At 57.7% G+C, this 25,561-nt stretch carries 24 protein-coding genes; 9 read left to right on the forward strand and 15 right to left on the reverse strand.

Going from position 1 to position 25,561, the window contains the following annotated elements:
- The 8 genes from pabC to A8B84_RS00600 all read right to left on the reverse strand — a co-directional run bounded on the left by pabC (position 1) and on the right by A8B84_RS00600 (position 6,265).
- Positions 1–819, reverse strand: coding sequence for an aminodeoxychorismate lyase (gene pabC / locus A8B84_RS00565; RefSeq protein ID WP_064228889.1), 819 nt, complete (start codon positions 817–819; stop codon positions 1–3).
- An 8-nt stretch (positions 820–827) separates the two neighbouring features.
- Entirely contained in the window at positions 828–2,075 is a 1,248-nt protein-coding gene (gene fabF / locus A8B84_RS00570; RefSeq protein ID WP_064228888.1) for a beta-ketoacyl-ACP synthase II, read from the reverse strand.
- 130 nt (positions 2,076–2,205) lie between these two features.
- Positions 2,206–2,439 (reverse strand): acyl carrier protein, encoded by a 234-nt coding sequence (gene acpP, locus A8B84_RS00575; protein WP_008174976.1) that lies wholly within the window; start codon positions 2,437–2,439, stop codon positions 2,206–2,208.
- A 133-nt stretch (positions 2,440–2,572) separates the two neighbouring features.
- Positions 2,573–3,316 (reverse strand): 3-oxoacyl-ACP reductase FabG, encoded by a 744-nt coding sequence (fabG, locus tag A8B84_RS00580; RefSeq protein ID WP_064228887.1) that lies wholly within the window; start codon positions 3,314–3,316, stop codon positions 2,573–2,575.
- An 18-nt stretch (positions 3,317–3,334) separates the two neighbouring features.
- Entirely contained in the window at positions 3,335–4,273 is a 939-nt protein-coding gene (gene fabD / locus A8B84_RS00585; protein WP_064228886.1) for an ACP S-malonyltransferase, read from the reverse strand.
- 112 nt (positions 4,274–4,385) lie between these two features.
- A complete protein-coding gene (gene plsX / locus A8B84_RS00590; protein ID WP_064229011.1) occupies positions 4,386–5,387 on the reverse strand; it encodes a phosphate acyltransferase PlsX in 1,002 nt (333 codons plus the stop codon).
- Positions 5,388–5,430: 43 nt separating this feature from the next.
- Complete coding sequence (gene rpmF, locus A8B84_RS00595; RefSeq protein ID WP_008174968.1) at positions 5,431–5,610, reverse strand: 50S ribosomal protein L32; 180 nt, start codon at positions 5,608–5,610, stop codon at positions 5,431–5,433.
- 100 nt (positions 5,611–5,710) lie between these two features.
- Positions 5,711–6,265, reverse strand: coding sequence for a YceD family protein (locus tag A8B84_RS00600; protein WP_064228885.1), 555 nt, complete (start codon positions 6,263–6,265; stop codon positions 5,711–5,713).
- Between the two features lie 138 nt (positions 6,266–6,403).
- Between A8B84_RS00600 and A8B84_RS00605 the strand changes: the two genes are divergently transcribed.
- Positions 6,404–7,021, forward strand: a complete 618-nt coding sequence (locus tag A8B84_RS00605) for a Maf family protein (RefSeq protein ID WP_064228884.1) — start codon at positions 6,404–6,406, stop codon at positions 7,019–7,021.
- Here the strand turns inward: A8B84_RS00605 and A8B84_RS00610 are convergent.
- Genes A8B84_RS00610 through rluC form a run of 3 tightly spaced genes read right to left on the reverse strand, consistent with a single transcriptional unit; the run spans position 7,018 to position 9,806 of the window.
- On the reverse strand, positions 7,018–8,061 hold the full coding sequence (locus tag A8B84_RS00610) for a S49 family peptidase (RefSeq protein WP_064228883.1): 1,044 nt from the start codon (positions 8,059–8,061) through the stop codon (positions 7,018–7,020). The genes A8B84_RS00605 and A8B84_RS00610 overlap by 4 nt on opposite strands.
- 39 nt (positions 8,062–8,100) lie before the next feature.
- Positions 8,101–8,748, reverse strand: a complete 648-nt coding sequence (locus A8B84_RS00615; RefSeq protein ID WP_064228882.1) for an HAD family hydrolase — start codon at positions 8,746–8,748, stop codon at positions 8,101–8,103.
- Positions 8,745–9,806: a 23S rRNA pseudouridine(955/2504/2580) synthase RluC gene (gene rluC / locus A8B84_RS00620; protein WP_064228881.1), complete on the reverse strand. Its 1,062-nt coding sequence runs from the start codon at positions 9,804–9,806 to the stop codon at positions 8,745–8,747. The genes A8B84_RS00615 and rluC overlap by 4 nt, the downstream gene beginning before the upstream one ends.
- Positions 9,807–10,401: 595 nt before the next feature.
- On the opposite strand from rluC, the gene rne reads away from it, so the two are divergent.
- On the forward strand, positions 10,402–13,653 hold the full coding sequence (gene rne, locus A8B84_RS00625; protein ID WP_064228880.1) for a ribonuclease E: 3,252 nt from the start codon (positions 10,402–10,404) through the stop codon (positions 13,651–13,653).
- A 3-nt stretch (positions 13,654–13,656) separates the two neighbouring features.
- On the forward strand, positions 13,657–14,199 hold the full coding sequence (locus A8B84_RS00630) for a YecA family protein (protein WP_064228879.1): 543 nt from the start codon (positions 13,657–13,659) through the stop codon (positions 14,197–14,199).
- Here the strand turns inward: A8B84_RS00630 and A8B84_RS00635 are convergent.
- Positions 14,196–15,074: a PHP domain-containing protein gene (locus A8B84_RS00635; protein WP_064228878.1), complete on the reverse strand. Its 879-nt coding sequence runs from the start codon at positions 15,072–15,074 to the stop codon at positions 14,196–14,198. The genes A8B84_RS00630 and A8B84_RS00635 overlap by 4 nt on opposite strands.
- Before the next feature lie 130 nt (positions 15,075–15,204).
- Between A8B84_RS00635 and A8B84_RS00640 the strand changes: the two genes are divergently transcribed.
- The 3 genes from A8B84_RS00640 (at position 15,205) to A8B84_RS00650 (ending at position 16,596) form a co-directional block, all read left to right on the forward strand.
- A complete protein-coding gene (locus tag A8B84_RS00640) occupies positions 15,205–15,504 on the forward strand; it encodes a YciI family protein (protein WP_064228877.1) in 300 nt (99 codons plus the stop codon).
- A gap of 125 nt (positions 15,505–15,629) precedes the next feature.
- Positions 15,630–16,301 carry a TIGR04211 family SH3 domain-containing protein gene (locus tag A8B84_RS00645; protein WP_064228876.1) on the forward strand — a complete coding sequence of 224 codons (672 nt, stop codon included), beginning with the start codon at positions 15,630–15,632 and terminating at the stop codon, positions 16,299–16,301.
- A gap of 4 nt (positions 16,302–16,305) precedes the next feature.
- Positions 16,306–16,596 carry a PilZ domain-containing protein gene (locus tag A8B84_RS00650; RefSeq protein ID WP_064228875.1) on the forward strand — a complete coding sequence of 97 codons (291 nt, stop codon included), beginning with the start codon at positions 16,306–16,308 and terminating at the stop codon, positions 16,594–16,596.
- A 51-nt stretch (positions 16,597–16,647) separates the two neighbouring features.
- Here A8B84_RS00650 and rraA read toward each other — a convergent pair whose 3' ends face one another.
- Complete coding sequence (gene rraA / locus A8B84_RS00655; protein WP_064228874.1) at positions 16,648–17,127, reverse strand: ribonuclease E activity regulator RraA; 480 nt, start codon at positions 17,125–17,127, stop codon at positions 16,648–16,650.
- A gap of 30 nt (positions 17,128–17,157) precedes the next feature.
- Entirely contained in the window at positions 17,158–19,494 is a 2,337-nt protein-coding gene (gene ppsA / locus A8B84_RS00660; RefSeq protein ID WP_413772191.1) for a phosphoenolpyruvate synthase, read from the reverse strand.
- A 216-nt stretch (positions 19,495–19,710) separates the two neighbouring features.
- On the opposite strand from ppsA, the gene A8B84_RS00665 reads away from it, so the two are divergent.
- Positions 19,711–20,526 (forward strand): pyruvate, water dikinase regulatory protein, encoded by an 816-nt coding sequence (locus tag A8B84_RS00665; RefSeq protein WP_064228872.1) that lies wholly within the window; start codon positions 19,711–19,713, stop codon positions 20,524–20,526.
- Between the two features lie 96 nt (positions 20,527–20,622).
- On the opposite strand, the gene A8B84_RS00670 is transcribed toward A8B84_RS00665, so the two are convergent.
- Positions 20,623–23,547 carry an insulinase family protein gene (locus A8B84_RS00670; RefSeq protein ID WP_064228871.1) on the reverse strand — a complete coding sequence of 975 codons (2,925 nt, stop codon included), beginning with the start codon at positions 23,545–23,547 and terminating at the stop codon, positions 20,623–20,625.
- A gap of 100 nt (positions 23,548–23,647) precedes the next feature.
- On the opposite strand from A8B84_RS00670, the gene A8B84_RS00675 reads away from it, so the two are divergent.
- Positions 23,648–24,109: a hypothetical protein gene (locus tag A8B84_RS00675; protein WP_064228870.1), complete on the forward strand. Its 462-nt coding sequence runs from the start codon at positions 23,648–23,650 to the stop codon at positions 24,107–24,109.
- A gap of 115 nt (positions 24,110–24,224) precedes the next feature.
- Positions 24,225–25,544 carry an MORN repeat-containing protein gene (locus A8B84_RS00680; RefSeq protein ID WP_064228869.1) on the forward strand — a complete coding sequence of 440 codons (1,320 nt, stop codon included), beginning with the start codon at positions 24,225–24,227 and terminating at the stop codon, positions 25,542–25,544.
- Positions 25,545–25,561: the final 17 nt, after the last annotated feature.

Raw genomic sequence — 25,561 nt, forward strand, 5'->3', positions numbered from 1 at the left:
TTATTCCAGTGTTTCGAGAGGATTGAAGATTGTCGCAAGTCCGCTATCGACAGGCAAATCATGACCGGCAATAGTGCGAACCGGAACAATGCCCAGCACGCTGTTCAGCAAAAAAATACCCTGGCAATCCGGGCCAAGCACATCATTTACCGTGACCGGACGCTCTGTCACCGTCTCCCCCCTTTGCCTCAGGCGTTCCAGAAGCCATTGCCTGAGCACACCGGCAACCGCCAGACTGGATGCCGGCGGCGTCACCCAGCCACCCCCCTGACGAAGCAGAAGATTGGTACGGGTGCCTTCGACCAGATTGCCATCGCGATCCGCCATGATCACCTCGAACAGCCGAGGCCCGAGTTCCGCAGCCGCCAGTACTTGCTCAAGCCGGTTCAGAGACTTCATTCCGGCCACTAACGGATTGACCGCCAGCGGTACTTTGGAGAAATCAACCGCCACGCCTGCAGGATCCGGCGCTGGCGGCAAAGGTGATGCGGAAACCAGCAGATTGGGCTCCATCCCGGGATCCGGGCGATATCCTCGCCCGCCACTGCCACGGGTCAGTGTCAGCTTGAGGATCCAGCCATCCGCCTTGAAACGATCGGCGAAACGTTGCGCCGCCTCGACGCAAACGTTGGCGAGCTCTTTCCGGGAAACCTCAATACCAAGTCGCCCGGCGTCGCGCACCATTCGTTCCAGGTGGCGGGACAACAGAACACCTCTCTGCCCGGACATCCGGATAGTTTCGAACAGCCCGTCACCATAGGCCAGCCCACGGTCATCGGCGGGCAGGCCGCCCTCATCGGCCCAGTAAAGACGAAACACAGCGATTATCAGCCTTCGTAGCGACGGAAAATCAGGGTTCCATTGGTACCACCGAATCCGAACGAGTTGGACAGCGCCACCCGAACATCGGCCTGACGACTCTTGTGGGCCACGAGATCCAGATCGCACCCTTCATCGGGATTGTCCAGATTGATGGTTGGCGGCAGCACGCCATCGCGAATGGCCATGACCGAGAAGATTGCTTCCACCGCACCGGCGGCGCCAAGCAGGTGCCCGGTCATTGATTTGGTGCTGCTCATGGCCAGCTTTTCAGCATGCGCGCCGAATACCCTCCGGACAGCAGCCACTTCGGCTACGTCACCGACCTGGGTGGAGGTACCGTGGGCATTGATATAATCAATCTCTTCCGGTTTCAGGCCGGCGTCACGCACGGCATTGGCCATGGAACGGGCCGCGCCCTCACCGTCCTCCGGAGGCGCGGTAATGTGGTGAGCATCGTCACTCATCCCGAAGCCAACCACTTCGCCGTATATCGTGGCACCGCGCTGTTTTGCGTGTTCCAGTTCCTCAAGAACGACCACCCCGGCACCGTCGCTGAGGACAAAGCCGTCCCGATCTTTGTCCCAGGGGCGGCTGGCCTTTTCCGGTTCATCGTTGCGGGTAGACAGTGCCCGGGCAGCGGAGAAAGCAGCCATGCCGGTACGTGTGGTCGCCATTTCCGACCCACCGGCCAGCATCACTTCGGCGTCGCCATAGGCAATCGTACGGGCCGCATAGCCAATGTTATGGGTACCGGTAGTGCAGGCGGTCACAATTGCAATGTTCGGGCCCCGATAGCCAAAACGGATCGCGGCATTCCCGGAAATCATGTTGATAACAGAAGCGGGCACGAAAAACGGCGAAACCTTTCGGGGCCCGGACTTGTCCATGGTAAGAACGCTTTTCTCGATGTACTCGAGGCCACCGATGCCAGAGCCAATGGCTATACCGACGCGCTCCCGGTCAAGCCGGTCAAACGACTCAAGGCCGCTGTTGTCCACCGCCTGTTGGGCGGCAATCAGGCCATAGTGGATAAAGGCGTCGAGCTTCCTGGCGTCCTTGGGAGAAAGGTAGGACTCCATATCCAGGTCCCGGATGGCCCCTCCAATCCTTGTGTTATAGGCCGACGCGTCAAAGCGATCGATCATACCGATCCCGCTACGTCCGGCCTGAATAGCTTCCCAGGACGACTCCACGCTATTGCCGACCGGAGACAGCATGCCCATTCCTGTAATGACAACTCGCCGTTTAGTCATAGCCTGTTGCACCTGATCTTGTCCGAATGAATCTGAACGCAGATTGAACCTGATTATCAGCCAATAAAAAAGCCGTCCCTCGCTGTTTCACAAGGACGGCTTTTTGCCTGGCTTTCTTAAATGCAGAGTATCAGGTGTGCGCGACGATGTAGTCGATCGCGTCCTGAACACTTGTCAGCTTCTCGGCTTCCTCGTCAGGAATCTCGGTTTCAAATTCCTCTTCCAGTGCCATAACCAGCTCAACGGTGTCCAGTGAGTCAGCGCCAAGATCCTCTACAAAAGAAGATGAGTTCTGAACTTCGGACTCTTTAACGCCCAACTGTTCACAAACGATCTTCTTCACGCGCTCTTCAACTGTACTCATAATGTCCTCACTTTGTGTGTCAACCAAGCAACTCTAGTGCTGCCAGTTTAGTTTAAACCCTACCTGCAAACAAGCAGGGATTCTGATAAACATGTTGTGCGACAAGGAGTTGCGCACAGACCCCGACTGGGGCTTATCCCATGTACATTCCGCCGTTCACGTTGATGGTTTCACCCGTCACGTAACCGGCTGCATCTGATGCCAGGAAGGCAACTACGGCTGCCACTTCTTCCGGCTCACCCAGACGACCCGCGGGTATGATTTCCAGCATAGTCTCGCGCTGCTTGTCGTCCAGTTTTTTTGTCATATCCGTGTCAATAAATCCGGGAGCCACACAATTTGCAGTGATACCCCGGTTCGACATTTCTTTGGCCAGGCTTCGGGTAAACCCTTCGACGCCGGCCTTGGCAGCGCAATAGTTGCCCTGCCCCGGGTTGCCCATACCGGCAACCACCGAGCTTATATTAATGATCCGACCCCATTTAGCCTTCGCCATGCCGCGAAGCACCGCCTTGCTGGTGCGGTAAACACTGGAAAGATTGGTTTCCAGAACTGACGACCAGTCATCGTCCTTCAAACGCATCAGCAGATTATCACGGGTAATGCCGGCATTGTTGACCAGAATCAGAGGTGCGCCGGATTTTTCTGTCAGCTCTTTCAGACCTGCTTCTATGCTGGCGGGATCTGCCACGTTCATGACCATGCCATAGCCTTTGTAACCGGCCGACTGGAGATCATTGGTGATGGATTCGGCACCGGCCTCACTGGTCGCCGTACCGACGACTTCAGCACCCTGCGCAGCCAGCGCACGGGCAATCGCCTGGCCAATACCGCGGGTTGCACCGGTTACCAGTGCGGTTTTACCTTCCAGAGACATGAATAACTCCCTTTCGTTTCAGGACTGGCCGAAGGCGTCCAGCGCCTTCGCCAGCGAATCCGGGTCTTCGATACTGTGAACGGCCAAAGCCCGGTCGATACGTTTGGCAAGCCCTGCCAGGACCTTGCCGGTACCGCACTCAACGGCGACTTCGACATCATTGGCAACCAGAGTACGCACAGAATCCGTCCAGAGGACCGGTGAATAAAGCTGCTTGAGCAGGTTGGCCTTCAGTGTAGCGGATTCGGTCTCGGCGGCAGCGTTAACATTTTGTATAACCGGGATGACAGCATCATTAAAACGCACATCTTCCAACGCTTTTGCCAATTCCTCGGCAGCGCCCTTCATCAAAGCGCAGTGGGAAGGCACGCTGACCGGCAATGGCATGGCCTTGCGGGCGCCTTTTTCCTTGCAGGCGTCAATGGCGCGCTCAACCGCGGCTGCCGAGCCAGCAATGACGACCTGGCCGGGCGCATTGAAGTTAACCGCAGAAACCACATCACCTTGCGCAGCGCTTTCGCAGGCCGCAACAACGTCATCGTCCTCAAGACCCAGGATAGCGGCCATTTTTCCTTCCCCTGCCGGCACGGCATCCTGCATAAGCTCACCGCGCAGACGAACCAGTTTCACGGCTTCAACAAAGTCGAGGCTCTCGGCAGCAACTAGGGCGCTATACTCGCCCAGACTGTGACCGGCAAGGAAATCCGGCGCACTGCCACCCGCCACAAACCACTGCCGCCACAGGGCAACACTGGCCGTAAGCAGCGCAGGCTGGGTAACCATGGTTTTATTGAGCTCCTCGGCCGGGCCCTTCTGGCAGAGCGCCCAGAGGTCGTAGCCAAGCACATTGGAGGCTTCAGCAAAGGTTCTGTTGATAATGGGCCAGGTTTCAGCGGCGGCCGAAAGCATGCCCACTGATTGCGACCCTTGTCCTGGAAAAATAAAGGCTGATTTCATAAGCGGGATCTTATCGTCATTGGGTGGTTACGTGAGATTAGCCAATAGTACAAGTTAGGCCAATTATCCGCGAACGCGTGACCAAACCGGGACATACTTTAGTCTCAGGCACTCAAAGCATGAGATCGTCGAGACGCTCATTGATACGGCGAGGCACTTCCAGCTCCACTTCCCTGACAGCCTGGCGAATGGCCGACAGCATAGCGCGTTCGTTGGCGTTGCCATGGCTTTTGATCACCACGCCCTGGAGGCCGAGGAGACTGGCACCGTTGTGCCGGGAAGGATCCATCAATTGCAGAAGCCGACCGATAATCGGCCGGGCAAGCAGGCCAACCAGCCTGCCGTAGAGATTTCGGGTAAAAGCCTGCTCCATCAGCTCAATCAGCAGTCCGGCAACGCCCTCGCCGGTTTTCAGGGCGATGTTGCCGACAAAGCCATCACAGACCACCACATCGGCCACGTCCCGGAACAGATCACTGCCTTCCACATAACCGATATAGTTGATGGTATCGCACTGGGCCAGCATGTGAGATGCCAACCGTACCTGCTCATTCCCTTTGATTTCCTCCTCACCGACGTTCAGCAAGGCAACCCGCGGCTCCGCCTGGCTGCAGATGGCAGACGCCATCAGTGAGCCCATCAAGGCATACTGATAAAGGTTTTCGGCGGTGGAGTCGACATTGGCACCCAGGTCAAGGACGTGGCAACGTCCACGCAGCGAGGGAATCAGCTTGGCGATGGCGGGGCGCTCTATGCCCGGATACATCCGGATAATGGTGCGCCCGAACGCCATCAGCGCACCTGTGTTCCCGGCGCTGACACAACCCTGGGCTTCATCGTCCCGGACGAGGCTCAGCGCGATGGCCATGGAGGAATTTTTCTTGTGACGAAGAGCGTGCGAAGGGCGCTCGTTCATGCGCACTACATCCGCAGCCTCAACAATGCGGATTCGGGCATGCCCTTCACGCAACAAAGCCTCGAGCTCGCTCCGAATTCCCACCAGAACGATGCTCAAGGCTTCATTTTCGCGCACCGCCTGCAACGAAGCGGCAACCACAACGGCTGCGCCGCGGTCGCCACTCATGGCGTCAATCGCGATGGTGACCGGTTTCACCGTTCTGCCATCCGATTCCTGGCGATGCATAGCGGCAACGAGATTACTCGTCGCGAGCTTCGATTACCTGCTTGCCACGGTAGAAGCCGTCCGGAGACACGTGGTGACGACGATGAACTTCACCGGTGGTCGCATCAGTGCTCAGAGCAGCGGCGCTCAGGGCGTCGTGTGAACGGCGCATGCCACGCTTGGAACGGGTCTTACGGTTTTGCTGTACAGCCATGATTATGCTCCTGACCTGTTAACGTAAACTTTGTCTTGCTGAATAAGTAACGTCTGTTCGTTAAATGTGCGCCGGCTTCCCGAGGGACACCCGCGCCCGGTTAATGCTTTGTCTTCTTGAGATCCGCCAGGACACTGAACGGATTCTCGCCCGACTTTCTCACCGGCTCAGCCCCCGAGCCGTCAGGCTCGTAAGCTTCCAGATCTTCCCGGGCCGGACACTCGTCCCGTTCGTGAAGCGGGAACGGTGGCAACACCAGCAACAGCTCGTCTTCCACCATCGACCAGAGATCCGCGGTGAAATCATCGGTCAGAAACGGCTCGAGCTCTTTCGGTAGCTGTTGCGCCTGCTCGTCACTGGTGACTAGCCCCAGCTTGAATTGGGAGACCAGTGTCACGCTCATGGCGCCCATGCACCGCTGACATTCCAGATCCACCGGAGCGGCCAGTTCACCCGAAACAACGCGACGCCGCTCGCCGTCCATAAAGAAAGACAGCTTCACCCGGCACGCAGCGCCTTCCGAGAACCCGAAAACCGCTTCGCGAAAACGGCCAAGCCCGCTGATGGGAATCTCTCCCTCCAGTGTGCTGTTCTGTTCCGCTAACCGGTAAGGATCAACAGATTTGGGCAACTCGGCGTTGGACGCGTTTGACATAGGCGCGCAATTTTAGGGGCGCAGCCCGCTGCTGTCAAAGACTTCGTTGCTTTTTCACAAGGGTTTCCGTGCAGATAGGTGTAATTTACGATAACCGCACCTCAGATACGCTGGCCAGGCACTCACAGGATACTACCTATGACCCGAAAACCGCTTTTACTGGCATCTTCATCACCTTACAGAAAGGCTCTACTCGACCGGCTGGGCATGCCCTTCACCTGCGCCAGCCCCGACATCGACGAATCACCACAACCAGGGGAATCCGGGGAGTCGCTCGCCACGCGACTGGCCGAGAACAAGGCCCGGTCACTGGCGGATCGCTTCCCCGGCCATTGGATCATCGGCTCCGACCAGGTGGCCTGCCTGCCGAATGGCTCGGTGCTGAGCAAGCCCGGCGATTATGAGCAGGCAACCAACCAGCTACGCCAGAGCAGCGGTCACAGAGTCCTTTTTCTTACCGGCCTGGCACTGCTTGACGCCGACTCCGGAAACCTCCAGAGCCTTTGCGAGCCTTACAACGTCCGGTTCCGAAAACTGACTGACCAGGAGATAGAGGCCTACCTGCGGCAAGAGAAACCCTATGACTGCGCCGGCAGCTTCAAGATGGAAGGTCTGGGCATCACACTGTTCGACGCTCTCGAGGGCCGAGACCCGAACAGCCTGGTGGGATTACCCCTCATTGCCCTGAACGATATGTTGCGGCGCTGGGGCCGGAATCCCCTACTGGAAAACCGGCCTGAGCCCGGAAAAACTTAACGCAGCTCGAGACGGGACTCGACCAACTGACTGGCAAAGCCCTCACCAAAGGCAACGCCAAGCTGATCGACAATATCCTGGAACGGCGACTTGCGGCGACTGTAGTCCACAAGCTTCTCCTGCCCGATGATCTGCCGGGCCACGTGTGAAGCACTGCCAAGCCCATCAGCCAGCCCTAGCTCAACGGCTTGCTCGCCACTCCACACCAAGCCACTGAACAGCCGCTCGTCATCCGCCAGGCGATCACCACGACCCTGCTTGACTGCAGCAATAAATTGTTGATGGGTGTTTTCCAGCACGCTCTGCCAGAACGCTACCTCTTCTTCCTGCTCCGGAGAGAACGGATCCAGGAAAGCCTTGTTTTCACCTGCAGTATAAAGGCGGCGATCGACGCCAATTTTCTCCATTACCTCGGTGAACCCGAAGCCACCAGCTACTACCCCGATCGAGCCGACAAGACTGGCACGATTGGCGTATATTTCATCCGTAGCCGCAGCAATGTAGTAAGCCCCGGAGGCGCCAATATCCGAGATCACGGCGTAAACCTTCTTCTCCGGGTATTCTTCCCGCAGGCGATTGATCTCATCGTAAACATAACCCGCCTGAACCGGGCTACCGCCCGGACTGTTGATGCGCAGGATCACGGCCACCGAGTTTGGCTCTTCAAAGGCTGTCCGGAGAGACCCAACAATATTGTCTGCGCTTGCCAGCTCGTCTGCAGCGATCGGACCGTTAATCTCCACCAGAGCAGTATGCTTTCCTGCCACCCCTTCAAGAGACTCGCCAAGGGGAAATTTGAACATGAACAGCAAGGCGATCAGGTACCCGAAAGTCAGGAACTTGAAAAAGATACCCCAACGCCGGCTTCTGCGCTGTTCGGCCTGCAGCGACATAACCAGCTTTTCGATAAGCTTCCAGTCACGGCCTGATTCGGGCGGAAGCTTCGGAGACTTACGCCCGAAAAACGGTTTACTCTCTTTCTCCGGCTCCACCGGCTTGTCACCCCAATCGGCAGACTTGTCAGATTCCCAGTCACTCATGCTCGCTTCCTGTCAGCAACTTCAATGAATTCGGCCCGTTTACAGCCCGAGCACCCGACGAAGGTCAGGCACGGAATCAACGATGGCGCGCGGGGAATAATCACCCAGCACGTCCCGCTTATGCACACCCCACTCCACCCCGATGGAAGGCATGCCAATACGCTGGGCCATTTCCAGGTCATAGCGGGTATCACCAATCATCACGGCCTCTTCCGGCTCAATGCGGTAGAACCGGAGAATTTCCTCGAGCATGGCTGGATCGGGCTTTGAGCGCGTCTCATCGGCGCATCGGGTAATCTCAAAGTGGTCGCCAAGACCGCTGGAAACCAGGGCAGAATCCAGCCCGCGCCGGCTCTTGCCAGTGGCAACGGAACAGCTGCGCCCGGCTCCGCGCAGATCTGCAACCACATCAGCCATCCCCTCAAACACGTTCTGGGGTGTTGTCACCTTGCTAAAGAAATAGCGGGCATAGCCGTCTCGGATACTGTTCATTTCTTCCCGGCTGATGCCCGGATAAAGCTTTTCCAAAGCCTCGACCATGCCAAGACCGATGATATCCCGGTAAGCTTCACGCTCCAGTTCGGGGTAGCCCAGATCGGTTGCGGCCTGGTGCAGGCTGTCGGCAATGTGCTCAACCGAGTCCACCAGGGTCCCGTCCCAGTCAAAAATAACCACTCTGACGTTCATTGATCGGATCCTTTAAGACGCCCAGAAAGCTTCCTGAGCACGTCATTGAATGCATCGTCGTAGGGCGCCTCCAGGCGCATGGCCTCACCGGAGACCGGCAAAGTGAACTCCAGGGCCCGGGCATGCAGCATCAGTCGCTGACCACCAATGGACCGGAACGCTTTGAGGCTGACATCATCCATATACTTGTCGTCACCCGCAATCGGATGACCCGCCCAGGCACTGTGAACCCGGATCTGGTGCGTCCGCCCGGTGATCGGCGACGCCTCCACCAAGCTATATCCGGCATAACGCTCCAGACAGCGGAACGTGGTCAGGGACGCTTTCCCGGCATCGTCTACCTTCACGCGGCGCTCGCCATTGGGCATCTCATAGCGCAGCAGCGGCACATCAACCCGGTCGACACTGGCCGGCCAGTCACCGGCAACCAGCGCATGATAGTGCTTGCGGATACGCTTCTGGCGCAGCTCATCCTGAAGAAAACGCAGTGCCGATCGCTTCTTGGCCACCATGACCAGGCCGGAGGTATCGCGATCCAGACGGTGAACAAGCTCCAGGAATTTTGCCGATGGGCGAGCCGAACGAAGCACCTCGATCAACCCGAAACTCAGGCCACTGCCACCGTGAACCGCAATCCCGGATGGCTTGTTGACCACCAGCATCTGGTCATTCTCGAACACAATGGCCGATTCCATCACGCCCTGAACCCGGGATCCGGGCGCCACCGGCTCGGGTTTTTCCTTGCGGGTTACCGGCGGTATACGTACTTGATCACCGGTATTCACGCGGGTATCCGGCTTCACACGCCCCTTGTTAACCCGCACCTCGCCCTTTCGGATGACCCGATAAATAATACTCTTGGGCACACCACGAAGCTGCGCGAGCAGGAAGTTGTCCACTCTCTGACCATCGTTATCCTCGTCCACCGTCACCCACTGAACTCCCTGACGAACCTCTCCATGCGCAGCCGCGTTGTGGTCACCGCTTGCCTTACTCGTCTTGACCGGCTTTTCGGGCCTGGCTCGGGCTGGCTTCTTGCTCGCAGACTTTCGGGACATGAAGTTCCTTGGGTGATGGAGTGACTGCAGGATTGAACGGCTGCATGAATACTGTTATATTCCGGCGTGCTCTGCCGTTTGTCTACGGCCTGACCAACTCAAGTCAGAAGCCGGAGCGGCAGAAGTATACCGACACTATTCGAGAGTTTGAACGCCGGGCACCCAATCACTACCGGGAACGGCGAGAGAAATGCTCCCGGAGGACCAGGACAGATCTTCCTGAGACTGCACCCTGTACCCGGGAGAGAGAAAAACCGCGCAGAAAACCGCGGGCGACATCGCGAAGAATCATTGCCACCCAGGGCCGGGCCGTCCAGCATACGAATACGACGTGAGACCCAGGCACCTGAGTGAACCTGAAAACGGATAACATGCGTCAACAGACACGAACCTTACACGACCTCTCCCTGCCCACAGGCAGCCGGATCGTCGGCGTTGGTCTCAGACCGATAGGATCACACCCCCGAAGGGTCTGATTCGTCTGGCCGCCGGTCCGCCCGTGATTTAACAGGGCCCGCGGCACGCACATCCTGCTTCGCTGATGCGATCCCCTCTGGTTTTCTGTCAATTTAAACGACAGGAACTCTTTCTTTCCATGAAAAGAATGCTAATCAATGCAACTCATCCCGAAGAGTTGCGCGTCGCCCTGGTTGACGGCCAGCGTCTGTTTGATCTTGATATCGAATCCAGCTCCCGCGAGCAGAAAAAAGCCAACATCTATAAAGGCCGCATTACCCGCGTCGAGCCCAGCCTTGAGGCCGCCTTTGTTGATTTCGGTGCCGAGCGCCACGGCTTTCTGCCGCTGAAGGAGATTTCCAAGGAGTACTTCAAGAAGTCTCCCGGCCAGATCGAAGGCAAGATCAACATCAAGGACGTGGTGTCCGAAGGCCAGGAAGTTATCGTACAGGTCGACAAGGAAGAACGTGGCAACAAGGGCGCAGCCCTGACCACCTTTATTTCCCTGGCCGGCCGCTACCTGGTGCTGATGCCCAACAACCCCCGTGCCGGCGGCATTTCCCGCCGCATTGAGGGCGATGAGCGGGCCCAGCTCAAAGAAGCCATGAACGATGTCCAGGTGCCAAAATCCATGGGCATCATCGTTCGCACCGCCGGTATTGGCCGTAGCACCGAAGAACTCCAGTGGGATCTGGATTATCTGGTTCAGTTCTGGGAAGCCATCACTCAGGCCGCTGGTGAGCGCAAGGCCCCCTTCCTGATTCACCAGGAAAGCAACGTTATCATTCGCGCGGTTCGCGACTACCTTCGCCAGGACATTGGCGAAGTCCTGATTGACGCCAACGGGGTTTATGAAGACGTTCTGAATTTCGTTCGCGCGGTCATGCCAACCTTCGAGAACAAGATCAAGCTGTACAAGGATGAAATCCCCCTGTTCAGCCGCTACCAGATTGAGGGCCAGATCGAGACGGCGTTCCAGCGGGAAGTGAAACTGCCCTCCGGTGGCTCCATCGTAATTGATCCGACTGAGGCCCTGGTTTCTATCGACATCAACTCCTCCCGGGCCACCAAAGGCCAGGACATCGAGGAAACCGCTCTCCAGACCAACCTGGAAGCGGCCGAGGAAATTGCCCGCCAGTTACGCCTGCGTGACATGGGCGGCCTGATTGTCATCGACTTCATCGACATGACGCCGGCCAAGCACCAGCGGGAAGTTGAGCAGAAGATGCGCGAGGCCCTGGAAATCGACCGGGCCCGGGTTCAGGTAGGCAAGATCTCCCGATTTGGCCTGCTGGAAATGTCCCGACAGCGCTTGCGCCCCTCCCTGGGCGAGACCCGCAGCGAAGTCTGCCCCCGGTGTGAAGGCCAGGGCACAATCCGCGGCATTGAGTCCCTCGCCCTGAGCATCATGCGCCTGATCTACGAGGAGTCTTCGAAGGACAAGACCGGCGAAGTGCGAGCCGTCGTGCCCGTTTCTGTTGCCACTTTCCTGCTCAACGAGAAGCGCAAGCAGCTGGCCGACATTGAGGCCCGGCAGGAAGTCAGCGTGGTGGTGGTTCCGGTTCCACACATGGAAACCCCACACTTTGAAATCATCCGGATGCGTCAGGATGAAACTACGCCCGAGCATATCTCCAGCCACCAGGTGGCCCAGGAGTACAGCGAGCGTGAAGAGGAAATCTTTGAGGCTCCGACCCCTGAAAAACCGGTTCGTGAGCAGGCTGCTGTGAAGGCCATCCGGCCCAGCGCCCCCGCGCCCACCCCGGCAGAACCCAAGGCCGCCGAGACGGCCGAGCAGGAAGAAGGCCTGTTCCGCCGGCTCGGTCGAAAGATCTCCGCTTTCTTCAGTGGCGAGGAAGAGCAAAAGATCGAAAATCGCGACCAGGGCAAAGGCCAGCGCGAGGATCGCCGAAACCAGGGCCGTCAGGATCGTCGCAAATCCCGGGTAGCCCGCGGCGACGACCAGCGTTCCGGTGGCAACCGCACTGGTAACGACCGTCGCCAGGGTGGCCAACAAGGTCGCGGTGACGACAACCGTGGGCGCGGACGTAACCGCAATGATGAGCAGAGCCGTGGCAACCAGAATCGCCAGAGCGCAGACAACAAAGGCTCGGATAACCGCGGAGGCGATAACAAGAGCGCTGACAGCAAAGGCTCTGATAACCGCCGTGACAACCGTCGCGACAACCAGGGCCGTGGCCGCAACAGACCCCAGCGGGACCAGAAAGACAACCGCGATCAGAAGGATCAGGGCCCGCAGGATAACGCAGCCAAGTCCGGTCCGGCTGACAAGTCCGGCACGGACGAGAAGCGCCGCAAGCCACGTCGCCAACGGAATCGTGACGGCTCTCCCTCTGAAGCACCAGCTTCCTCACCGGCGGATCGCAAAGCCGCCCGCAGCGAGAAGCACCAGAAGGATACCCAACCGGAAAAAGGTCGTGACGATGCCAAGCCGGAAGTAAAAGCCGAGCAGACGCAGGAGACCGCGAGCAAGCCGGTGGCGCCCGAAAAGTTCGAGAAAGCTGAAACCCGGACCGAGACAGCGCCCGCTGCCAAGGAAGCACCGAAAACAGAGGCAGCCCAGCAAGCGCCTGAAAAAGAGCAGAAGCCTGAACAGGCATCTGCAGACAAGGCGACTTCAGACAAGGCGGCTTCAGACAGCAAGCCTGACGCACGGTCGGAAGAAGCTGCAAAAGTCGCTGACCAGCCAGCTGAAAAACCGGCTGAAAAGCCTGAAGCAGATAAAGCAAAAGCGGAGAAAGCTGAAAAGGCAGAGCCGGCCAAAGCCGAAAAAAGCTCAGAACCTCGTCAGAAGTCTGAGGATAAGGGCGAGAAAGTTACCGAAAAGGCTCAAAAACTAGCCAGGGAAACAGCGCCTGCCAAGAGCAGCGCCGTCGCTGATGAGCAGAAACCCGCAACCGACCAGGCTCCGAAAGAAGAGACCGCCAACAAGCCAGCGCCGGAATCCAAGGCAGCCCCCAAAGGCGAACAGACGCCTGCGGCCAAAGAGCAGCCTGTGGAATCAAACGAGGCGCCCGCGCCGAAGGCCAAACCCGAGGCGGCGGCCAAACCTGAAACGGCAGCCGCACCCGAGAAAGCTGAAAAGCCAGCGGAGAAGAAGGCAGTAACCGAGAGCCCGGCTCCCGAGGCCCAGCCGGAACCGAAGCAACCGGCACCTGCGAAGGCTGAAGCTGAGAAGGTGAAGACTGAAAAAGCAGAGCCGGAGAAGGTTGGGAAGCCTTCAACTCCGGAAACAGCAGCGCAGGACACGCCTGCTGAAGCTCCGGCCGTTGACGTTCCGGTGACGCCGGGCCGCGCCTACAATGACCCAAGAGAAGTCCGCAAGCGCCAGAAGGCTGCGGAAGAGGCCAAAAAGGCCGGGAGTAACTAACTGATGCTATCGAACTCCGACATTGAAGCGCTGGAAGACATCCTCTTTGCCGAGCCCTGGGGCGATGATGCCCTGGATTTCTTCGGTTTCCACGGGGTGGTCTGTGCCAGCGTCGTCGGCCCGGCTGAACTGAGCGCGGAAGAAATCTTTCGCCTCGCCACGGGCGCCGATCAGGTACCCGACACCGGGATTCCCGAGGTGTTCAGGCGTTGCTCCGTCCAACTGGCCAATGACATGGCCCATGCCCTGGATATGGGGCAGGCCCTGGAATTGCCGGAGCCAGAGGACGGCGACCCGATGAACGCCCTGGAAAACTGGTGTGCGGGGTTCGTGGATACGTTCCTTGAACACGAAGAGCAGTGGCTCGAAGCGGCCAGCGAGGAAGAAACCGCCGATCTGATGGTGCCTATGCTGACCCTTTCGGGACTGTTCGATGACGAGGACTTCCAGAAGGTTCGCAACAGTGACAAGCTGTCCCGGCAGATGGCCGATGCCATTCCGGACTCACTGACGGACCTGTACTTACTGTTCCACGCGCCGGATTAAGCCGGCGCGCCGCTCAGAACAGGTTGTCTGAATGAATGCCAGACCGGCTCAAGCCCGTCTGGCATTTTCATGATACGGCCAAGTTCACACCAGGGAGCGCCAGGAAAGTGAAAATCACTGCCCTGAGATGCCAACAGTTTTTCTTTCCGGCACAGCTCTGCCAGAAAGCCCAAGTCGCCACTGGACTGACCTGAGGTAGATACCTCAATTGCTTGCCCCCCTGCCCTTCGAAAATCCGCTGTCAGCTCTCTCAACTTGGTTGCCGTAAGCTGGTATTTTCGGGGATGGGCAAGAACCGCAACGCCACCTGCCTCGATAATCCAGCGAACGACCTCTGGAAGCTCCGGCCAAAAGGCCTTTACATCTCCGGGCTTACCGTTGCCCAGATATCGCTTGAAAGCCTGGGCAGCATTGCGCACCACGCCAGCCCCTGTCAGAACCTGGGCAAAGTGCGGACGCCCCGGGACATCGCCACCGGCAGCCTCGGAGGCCTTACCCAGAAGATCATCAACACCAAGCTTTCCGAGGCGCTCAGCGATCATTCGCGCACGAGCCCAGCGATTGTCATTCTGCTGCTCCAGAGCCCGCCGGAAACCGTCGGCCTCAGAATCAAAATCGAGGCCGACGATATGGATGGTGCGGCTTTTCCAGAGGCAGGAGAGCTCAACCCCCGAGATCAGCACGATGCCCTGTGCCTGCGCAGCCGTCTGCGCTTCGGCAAGTCCCGCGATAGTGTCATGGTCGGTCAGGGAAAGATGAGTGACGCCGCGACCGGCAGCTCGCTCAACCAGCGCCGCCGGTGATAGCGCGCCATCAGAAGCTGTGCTGTGGCAATGCAGATCAATGCACAAATGCGGGTCTTGCGGTATAGTCACAAAATATCCTGAATCATCAGATAACTGGCGGCATGCCTTGGATTTACAGTGTACCAGCCAACCCCTGCGCGACACGACCGCTGATTATCTGCCCGATTATCTCGTATATGAAGTCATTTCGGAGAGCTGAATGTATTACGCGATTATCAGTGAAGACGTCGAGAACAGCCTGCCGTTACGCCAGTCCGCCCGCCCTGCACATATCGAGCGGCTGCAGGCTTTGAAAGCAGAAGGCAGGTTGCTTGTTGCCGGCCCTCATCCGGCACTTGATACACCCGAGCCCGGCGATGCCGGATTTACCGGCAGCCTGGTGATCGCGGAATTCGACTCTCTGGAAGCAGCCCAGGCCTGGGCGGATGCCGACCCCTACGTTGATGCAGGCGTCTATCAGAACGTTGTCGTGAAGCCTTTCAAAGCCGTTCTGCCGTGAGCAGAAGGCCAGGCTGCATGAGTTTATTGTAATGATGGCTCGCTTGCACGGCGGGGCATCTGTGACAAAATTGCGCTTTTAATCACGCTCAGATTTCAACCGAAGAATTTCAGGGAACGTAACCAGTGACGCTTTTTCGCCTCGCCATCAGTGTATTGTTCGCAGTGTCGTCCATTGCCGTTGCCCAGGCCAAAACTGTCTGGGTAGACGACCAGTTGTACCTTCCGGTGAGGTCCGGCGCTGGTTCCCAATACCGGATCATCGAAAATGCGGTGCCCAGCGGCACACCGCTGGAAGTACTTGAAGCATCTGACTCCGGTTACACCCGGGTCCGCACTCCGAAAGGCAATGAGGGTTGGGTATCCAGCCAGTACCTGAGCGAGACGCCCATCGCCGCAGACCGCCTTCGGACAGCCAATCGCCAACTGGAAGAAACCCGCGCCGAGCTGGCCCGTGTCAAGGAGCAGCTGTCCAACGTGGTTAGTGAGCGAGACGCTCTGGAAAGCTCGGAGTCCTCTCTTTCTGACCGTTCACAGGAACTCCAGGAAGAACTACAGCGGATAAAGAGTATCGCAGCCGATTCCATCAACCTGGAACGTCGTAATCGCGAGCTCCGTGAAGAAAACCAGAAGATTCGCAACGACCTTGAGGTACTTACGGCCGAAAACGAACGCCTTGAAGCCAGCAAGGAATACGACTTCATGCTGCTGGGCGCGGGCCTGGTTCTCGGTGGTGTGCTGCTGGCACTGATCATCCCGATGCTCAAACCGACAAGAAAAACCGACAACTGGGCCTGATGCCATGAAGGATTACTCGGAAAAACGCGATTTCCACCGTATGCAGGTAAACTCGGAGATTGAGATTACCGATAGCCAGGGCAATCGCTTCAAAGGAGTATGCCGGGACCTGAGCGCCGCCGGCATGCAGCTTTACGTCGAGCGGGAGGTGGCCGTGGGAGAGGAACTCCAGACGGTTCTTCACCCCACCAGTGATCAATTCCCGCCACTGGAAACCGTTTGCGAGGTCATTCGCAGCGAACCGGAAGGCGACGGATTCCTCCTGGGAACAAACATCAGCGAAGTCACTCGCTGAACGAAAAACGGCGGCCATTGGCCGCCGTTTTTGTTTGTGTCGAGTCAAGCCTCAGACCAGAGGCTTCTCGGAGACGATGATGCCGTTGTTATCGGCGTAGACGTAGTGTCCGGGGTGGAAGGTTACGCCGTGAAAGGTGACCGGAACATTCAGGTCACCAAGGCCACGTTTTTCGCTCTTCCTGGGGTGGGTGCCCAGGGCCTGGACACCGAGGGCGGTGTTGCCAATTTCATCCACATCGCGCACGCAACCATAGATAATAAGACCGGCCCAGCCGTTGCTCGCTGCTTTCTCAGCCAGCATGTCTCCCAGCAGCGCATGACGCTTCGAGGCACCACCGTCCACGACCATCACACGACCGTTTCCAGGTTGACCAACCTGCTCTTTCACCACGGAGTTATCCTCAAAGCATTTCACGGTTACAATCTCGCCGCCAAAAGCCTTGTTGCCGCCGTAGTTATTGAACCCGGGTCCAACAACCTGCACTTCCGGAAATTCGTCACACAGGTCCGGGGTAATTATCGTCGTCACGTTGTCGCTCTCCTTATCCTGGAAATGAAGTCAGTCGATTTTTTCGTCAGCCAGGAAGAACCAGGTATCCAGTACCGAATCCGGGTTCAGTGACACCGTATCGATGCCCTCATCCATCAGCCACTTGGCAAGATCCGGGTGATCCGATGGCCCCTGCCCGCAGATCCCGATGTACTTGCCGGCTTTTTTGCAGGCCTGGATAGCATTGGACAGCAACGCCTTGACCGCATCGTTACGCTCGTCGAACAGATGGGCAATGATGCCGGAATCCCGGTCCAGCCCCAGCGTCAGCTGGGTCAGATCGTTGGAACCGATGGAGAAGCCATCGAAGTGTTCCAGGAACTGATCCGCCAGCAGCGCATTGGCTGGCAGCTCGCACATCATGATCACCCGCAGCCCGTTGTCACCGCGCTTGAGCCCGTTTTCCGCCAGCAGATTCACTACCTGTTCCGCTTCACCCACGGTGCGCACAAACGGAACCATGACTTCCACATTGGTCAGGCCCATCTCGTTACGCACTTTCTTCAGGGCGCGGCATTCCAGCTCAAAGCAGTCACGGAAGGTGTCAGAAATATAACGGGAGGCACCCCGGAAACCGAGCATCGGATTCTCTTCATCCGGCTCATACAGCGTACCGCCGATCAGGTTGGCGTACTCGTTAGATTTGAAATCCGACAACCGCACGATCACCTTTTTGGGCGCGAATGCAGCGGCCAATGTAGAGATGCCTTCCACCAGCTTGTCGACGTAGAAATCCACCGGAGAACTGTAGCCGGAAATGCGTTTTTCGACCGTCTGCTTGATATCCCGGGGCAGCCCGTCAAAGTTCAGCAGTGCCTTGGGGTGAACGCCGATCATCCGGTTAATGATGAACTCAAGCCGTGCCAGACCAACGCCCTCGTTGGGTAGAGCCTGGAAATCAAAGGCCCGATCCGGGTTGCCCACGTTCATCATGATCTTGAACGGAATGTTGGGCATCGAGTCCACGGTGTTTTCCCGCAGTTCGAAATCCAGAGAGCCCTCATAGATCATGCCGGTATCACCTTCGGCACAGGAAACCGTCACTTCCTGGCCATCGGTCAGCAACTCGGTGGCATCGCCGCAACCAACCACGGCCGGAATACCCAGCTCGCGGGCAATGATGGCCGCGTGGCAGGTACGGCCACCGCGATCGGTGACAATGGCGGAAGCCCGTTTCATGACCGGTTCCCAGTCCGGGTCGGTCATGTCGGTGACCAGCACATCGCCGGCCTGAACACGGTCCATTTCCTTGATGCTGGTAATGATCTTCACCGGGCCACTGCCGATCTTGTGGCCGATACTCCGGCCTTCCACCAGCACCTTGCCGGTTTCTTTCAGCAGGTAGCGCTCCATCACATTGGCGGACGCACGGCTTTTCACCGTCTCAGGGCGTGCCTGAACGATGTAGATCTTGCCGTCGTCGCCGTCCTTCGCCCATTCGATGTCCATCGGGCGCTGGTAATGTTTCTCGATAATCATTGCCTGGCGTGCCAGGTCTTCCACCTCGGCGTCAGTGATGCAGAAGCGGTTGCGGTCTTCCTGCTCCACCTTCACTGTTTCAACGAATTCACCTTCACCGGGCTTGGTGTGGTAGACCATCTTGATGGCCTTGCTGCCCAGATTGCGACGCAGGACGGCCGGCCGACTGGCTTCGAGAGTAGGCTTGTGTACGTAGAATTCATCAGGGTTTACAGCACCCTGAACGACGGTCTCACCCAGACCGTAAGAGGCAGTTACAAACACCACGTCACGGAACCCAGATTCGGTATCCAGGGTGAACATAACGCCACTGGCGGCCGTTTCACTGCGCACCATCTTTTGGATGCCGGCTGAGAGTGCGACCATCTTGTGGTCGAAGCCGTGGTGCACGCGGTAGGAAATAGCGCGGTCATTAAACAGCGATGCAAACACTTCCTTCACAGAGGTGCGAACCTGCTCAAGGCCCACCACGTTCAGGAAAGTTTCCTGCTGACCGGCGAACGAGGCATCTGGCAGATCTTCTGCGGTTGCAGAGGAACGAACCGCAACTGCCATGTGCTCGTTACCGTCTTGCAGGGCAGCAAACGATTCTTTCAGGGCATTTTCCAGAACGTCCGGAAAGGGGGTCTCGATGATCCACTGGCGGATTTTCGCGCCAACCCGGGCCAGTTCGTTAACGTCGTTGATATCCAGAGCATCCAGAGCGTTGTCAATGCGCTCCTTCAATCCATCCGTGGCGAGAAATTCGCGATAGGCGTGCGCTGTAGTGGCGAAGCCACCCGGAACGGTAACACCTGCGTTGGCGAGATTACTGATCATTTCGCCGAGTGAGGCGTTCTTTCCGCCTACCCGATCGACGTCGGACATTCCCAGGTGATCAAACCAGATAATGTAATCTTCCAAAGCATGTCTCCCTTGAGTCTGTAAAGCTAAGAGCAAAATCGGGCCAGCGGTATCAAGCAGTAAAACCAGACAATATCCACTGCGGAGTCTCGAACTTGGCGTGTATGATACTGTAACCTGCGGAAATTACCTAGGCCACCAAGCCAGGAATCAAGGAACCAAGGAACCGGACGATACAGCATGAAACGCACTGCTTTTTTCATTTCTGATGGCACCGGCCTGACAGCCGAAGCACTGGGGCACAGTCTTCTGGCCCAGTTCGAAAAGATCGAATTTGAACGGGTCACCGTTCCCTATATTGCGGACGAAGAAAAAGCCCGGGAAATGGTCAAACGGATCAACAAGGCGGCCGAGACAGATGGCGCCCGCCCGCTGGTGTTCGACACCATTGTAAACAGCGATATCCGGGAAATCATCGCCACCGCCGAAGGCTTCATGGTGGATATTTTCGGGACCTTTCTCAAACCCCTGGAGCAAGAACTGCAGTCCTCCTCGTCGTACACCGTGGGTAAGTCCCATGCCATCAATAACGAGGGGAGCTATGAGCGCCGGATTAATGCGGTGAACTTTGCGCTGGATAACGACGATGGCGCGCGCACGCGGCATTACGATGAAGCTGATCTGATCCTGGTGGGTGCTTCCCGAAGCGGGAAAACGCCCACCTGCCTCTATCTGGCGCTGCAATATGGTGTGAAGGCGGCGAACTACCCGATTACGGAAGAAGACCTGGCGGACCAACAGATCCCCAAGGCGCTCAAACCGCACAAAGAGAAGATTTTCGGGCTGACCATCGATCCGGAGCGCCTGGCGACCATACGCAACGAGCGCCGGCCGAATTCCCGTTACTCATCCATAAAGCAGTGCATGCATGAGATTGAGGAAATCGAGTTGATGTACCGGCGTGAACGGATTCCGTACCTGAACACCACGGCCTACTCGGTGGAGGAAATCTCCACCCGAATCATGGTGACAACAGGGCTGAAGAGACACCGCTAAGGGCATCAACGACCCGGGAATGGGTCAGAATAGATAGGGGAAAATCAAAACGGGGTCAGATGAACACTTCATCTGACCCCGAATTCAAGGCCTGCTCTAAAGCTCCTGAATAGCCAGGCCCATCTTCTCCGCCCTGGCCCGGTTTTCCGGGCTGGTCACTACGGCGGTGCTGGCTTTCTCCGGCACCAGCCAGGTTCTGGCCACGCGCTTGAGATCATCCAGGGTTACCGACAGCACCCGCTCCCGGAACCTGGCACGCTGTTCCGGGGTACGGCCAAACAGCTTGTTGTGGAAGGCATGACGGGCCGCACCCGCGGGAGACCGGGGCCTGTCGAGCTGGCCGATAACACCAAGAATCGACTCTTCCAGCTCCTGATAATCGTGGTCGTTGTCCTGCAGCCAGGCCAGGGCCGCGTCGAAATCGTCCAGCGTTTCCTCCAGTCGCGGATCACGGTAGGAGAAGAACCGGAAAGTCCCGTTCACACTGTCCTGGCCGGCGCCACCGCCGTAGGCACCGCCCTTTTCACGGATGGCACGGTGCAGGTAACCATTACGCAGGAAGCCACCCAGCACGGTCAGTGCCGCCGCATCCGGATGATCCACGGCTACGGTGCTGTAGGCCCTGGAACAGAAGTTGACCTGGGTAGAGGTCAGCCAGGCCTCGCGGGTTGTGTAATTGACCGGCTCCATTTTCCAGCCGGAGACACCCGCTTCGGAGGCGTCACGCCAGCAGGACTTCAGATCGTCAACCATCGCCGGGAGCTGGTCTTCTTCACCAATCACCAGGAACTCGCGGCCCTGTTTGCCAATCTTCTCGTGCAATGCGGAAAGCTTGTGGCACAGCGCCGTCAATTCCTCCGGATCTTTCAGGGCCTGATCCAGCTGCTTGGTGCCGCGAATACCGGCAAGACCGCCAAGCCGGAACGACAGCCAGGCTCCGGGGCTCATACCCTGGGACGCCGCGCCCATGGCCAGGGCATGACCACTACCGGTTACGGCCTGCTCGCGACGGGCACGGATCTGGGCAATGATCTCCCGGATTCGCTCTTTCTCATCGAAGCGGGCACTCGTGTAGACATCCCGCAGCAGACGGGTTAATTCACTGCGGTTACGGGCCAGCGCCTTACCATTGAAGATGATGTATCCGGACAATTCCTGAACATCATCAATACGGCCCTTGGCGCTGAATGCTGCGCCGATACCACCGGACTCCGCAGAAATACGGTCCTGCATCTGCAGGTAGTCCAGATCCCCACACCCCACTTCGGAGATCAGGGTGGTGTAATACGGCACCAGCAGCAATTCCTCTTCGGTCAGGGCCGGCACCGGGACAACAATCTGTTCGTATACCAGGCCATTGGTACCACGGGCATAAACGGTCGCCGAAATGTCGCCGTCGTAGCGTCCTTCAGGCTCAGGCATCTGCAACGGCACATCAGACAGATCCACTTTGGGCAGGATGGAATCGTCGTCCTTTTGCATCTGGCGTTCTTCCAGTGCCTTGGCCCGGTCTACAATCATCCGTACTTCATCGTCGGTCAGCTCGGCCTTGCGACGGGCCAGGGCCTCACGGATAGCCTCCTGCCGACGGGACTCGAGCTTTTCGTCCGGACGCAGAGTCAGAGTGACCCGGTGTGGGTTCTCCAGAAGCTTACGGCGGATCAGATCCGGCACGTACTGCGGATCCCGGATCTTTTCCCGGAGCGTTGCCAGAACCGGCTCCAGATCCAGCAGCTCCACAGGGTCACCACCGTGCACCATGGGCGCGATGGCGCTCATGATCAGCTGCAGACCATAAGGGAACTGATCACCTGCGATTTCCCGCTGGTGCAACTCGAGCTGATGCAGGATGGCTTCCAGCCGTTCCTCGCTGACGCCCTCTTCCACCACCTTCAGAAGCGTGGACTCAAGCAGCGCTTCCAGATCCTTGTGCTTGTCCGGCTCACTGCCTTCGATGCCGCAGACAAAGGTCATCTCACGGTTGGAATCTTCCAGCCCGCACATGGGCGACGGCGCATGCCCCAGGTCCGTGGTTTCCAGGGCCCGCATCAGCGGCGAGGCGCTGTTTTCCAGCAGAACGGCAGACAGCAGCTGCCCCTCCAGGTTTTCCTGCAAGTCAAAGCTGTGGCCCAGAAGCCAGCCCACCACGATGTGGGTCTTGTTGTCGGTGCCTTCGCCTTCATTGACAGCGTAGCCCTGCTCCACACGCACAGGTGCAAACATGCGCTTCTCGTCGCGAACCGGCAGATCGATGTCCAGCCGGTCGAACCGTTTCAGCGCCAGCTCTTCAAACTTTTCATGGTGCTCATAAGCCGGAATATCACCATAGGTAGCAAATATCGCATTGCTGGGGTGGTAGTGGTGGCGATAGAACTGCAGCAGGTCGTCGTAGCTAAGGTCGACAATATGATCAGGCTCACCGCCACTGTTGTAGTGATATGTGGTGGTCGGGAACAGATGGCTGCTCAGGTTTTGCCAGAGCTGAGAGGTCGGCGAACTCATGGCGCCTTTCATCTCGTTGTAGACAACGCCCCGATACACCAGATCGGTCGAAGGATCCGCCGGCTTGTCGAACTCCAGGCGGTGACCTTCCTGGGCGAAATCCAGCGGATCCAGCTTGGAGAAGAACACGCAGTCCAGATAAACGGACAACAGGTTGTCGAAATCTTTCCGGTTCATGCTGGCGAACGGATAGGCCGTCCAGTCGCTGCTGGTAAAGGCATTCATGAAGGTATTCAGTGACCGCCGGATCATCATGAAGAACGGGTCACGGACCGGATAACGCTCACTACCACACAGTGCGGTATGTTCGAGAATGTGGGCTACGCCGGTGGAATCCATCGGGAAAGTCCGAAGCGCCACGAAAAATACGTTCTCGTCGTTATCGGCTGCCAGATGCAGGTGCCGGGCGCCGGTCTTCTTGTGGCGATACTCCTCAACCTCAAGGTTGAGCGTTTCGATCCGGTGACTGCGAAGCTTCTCAAAGGCCGGATGGGTTGCGTTGTCGATCACTGCAGCCATTCAAACTATCCTGTCTTTAAACAATTGGAGAATTGTAGGGTAACACGTAGTATCGATTATCATGCATCACTCCAGTAGCCATAAGGTACCCCACCCGTCCATGACAACACCCGCACCTCAATCAAAGGCTGTTGACGCCCCGGAAGTAGCCGCCTATTGGGCAGAACGCCGCCGTTATCTTGACCGGATCCGGAAAGTACCGGAAATCAGACAGCGTTTCTGGCGGGAAGTTGCCATTTACCTGCTTCGCCGCTTGCTCTGGTCGTTCGGATTCTTCCCGGTTTTTATCGCCTTCTGGGTACCGTTCGTAATGGCCAGCTTCAATCCGGTTGTCCTCGCTTCAGATCTGATTCCACTGCTGCAGGACTTCGTCGATTCCAACCCGGAAGTGCAAGCCACCACCATCAGCACGCTGGTCATTGCCTGGGCTTCCATCGGGTTTTTCTTCCTGGTGTTCGATTTCGTGCTCACCCCATTCAAATCACCCTATGAGTACGAAGCCGATGTGTACATGAGATCATGGGAGCAACTCAACCATGACCAGCTTCCGGACAAAGTGTGATTTGGCCTGCATTCTCGGTAACTCCCTGACACTTTCTGTTACATAGCGTTGCAGTCACTGGGTAAGATGAACCGGTAGACAGAATTCCAAGAATGCAGGATCAAGAGGTTCCGTCATGGTCGATTTCAGACCGCTTCTATTCGCCAATGCCCTGGCACTTATGCTGCTGGTTACCGCCGGATTCGCATCGGTCCGGGATGATCTGCGAATGACGGAAACCATCGAGCCACCCGCCCTTGATCAGGTGGTTGCCCCCGTAGCAGCTAAAACCGAAACCAGCGCGCCGCCTGAACCTGCTCCCAGCGTATCCGCCAAACCCGAGCCATCCGCCCCGGAATCCCGCACGCCCGTGGTTGATACGACCCCTTTTACCGTTCCACCCATGCCGGAAGACCCTGAGGTACTGGCAGTGGCTGAACCGACGGCGGCTATGGCAACGCGCACAGACGCAGCTCCTACAACTCAGAAAAAACCCGCAAAACAGCAGCAACCACAACCCCCAACGCAGGCTCTGCTGGTGCTCCGCTCCAATGTGGTCGGCGATCAGGTCACCATTAATGGCAAGGAATATGGCGCGACCCGACTGGACCTGAAGCTGGATCCGGGCCGGTACGAGGTCACCATCAGCAAGCCTGGCTTCAAGCCCTGGAACCACACCGTTGCCCTGGAAGCTGGCAACGAGATGACCCTGGTGGGCAAACTGGAAGCCTTTACCACCGTGAATTATCGTAACGGCACCTGGGTTGGCGGCGTGAAAACCGGTGACGGGTCCTATCAGGATGCCGATGGCCTGCGCTACGAGGGCCATTTTGTAGACGGCCAATTCCACGGCCAGGGCACCGCGTGGTATCCCGATGGCAGCCGTTACGAGGGAGGCTGGTCGGCCGGCAAGCGCGAAGGCGAAGGTGAGTGGCGCAGTTCCGACGGCTCCCGCTATTCCGGCGAATTCCGAGCCGACCACTTCAATGGCAAGGGCACCCTGACACTGGCAAACGGCGACATATTGACCGGCCACTGGCAGGACGGACAGTTAAACGGCCACGGCTCCCTGACCACTGCAGACGGCATGCTCTATGTTGGCGGCTTCCGGAACGATGAATTCCACGGCAGCGGCACACTGACCTACCCTGACGGGCGCCACTACGAAGGCGAGTTCTCCAACGGCGCCTTCCACGGCACCGGGGCCGAGGTCTTTGCCAGTGGCAAGAAATACGAAGGCCAGTACATCGAAGGGAAGTTTCATGGCAAGGGGTTGTTAAAGAACCCCAATGGCAGCTCGATCGAAGCCACTTTCCGTCATGGCGAGCCTTACGGACAGGTACGCCTGACCACGGCGGCAGGGGAGATTTTCACTGCCAGAACCACTGAACCCGGTGTCTGTTATCGGGACAAGAGCTACCGGGCCACCGAGTGCCCGAAACTGGAAGGCTGGTAATCACAACGGCCCGATAA

Source organism: Marinobacter sp. EhC06 (assembly GCF_001650915.1).
Classification (GTDB): Bacteria; Pseudomonadota; Gammaproteobacteria; order Pseudomonadales; family Oleiphilaceae; genus Marinobacter.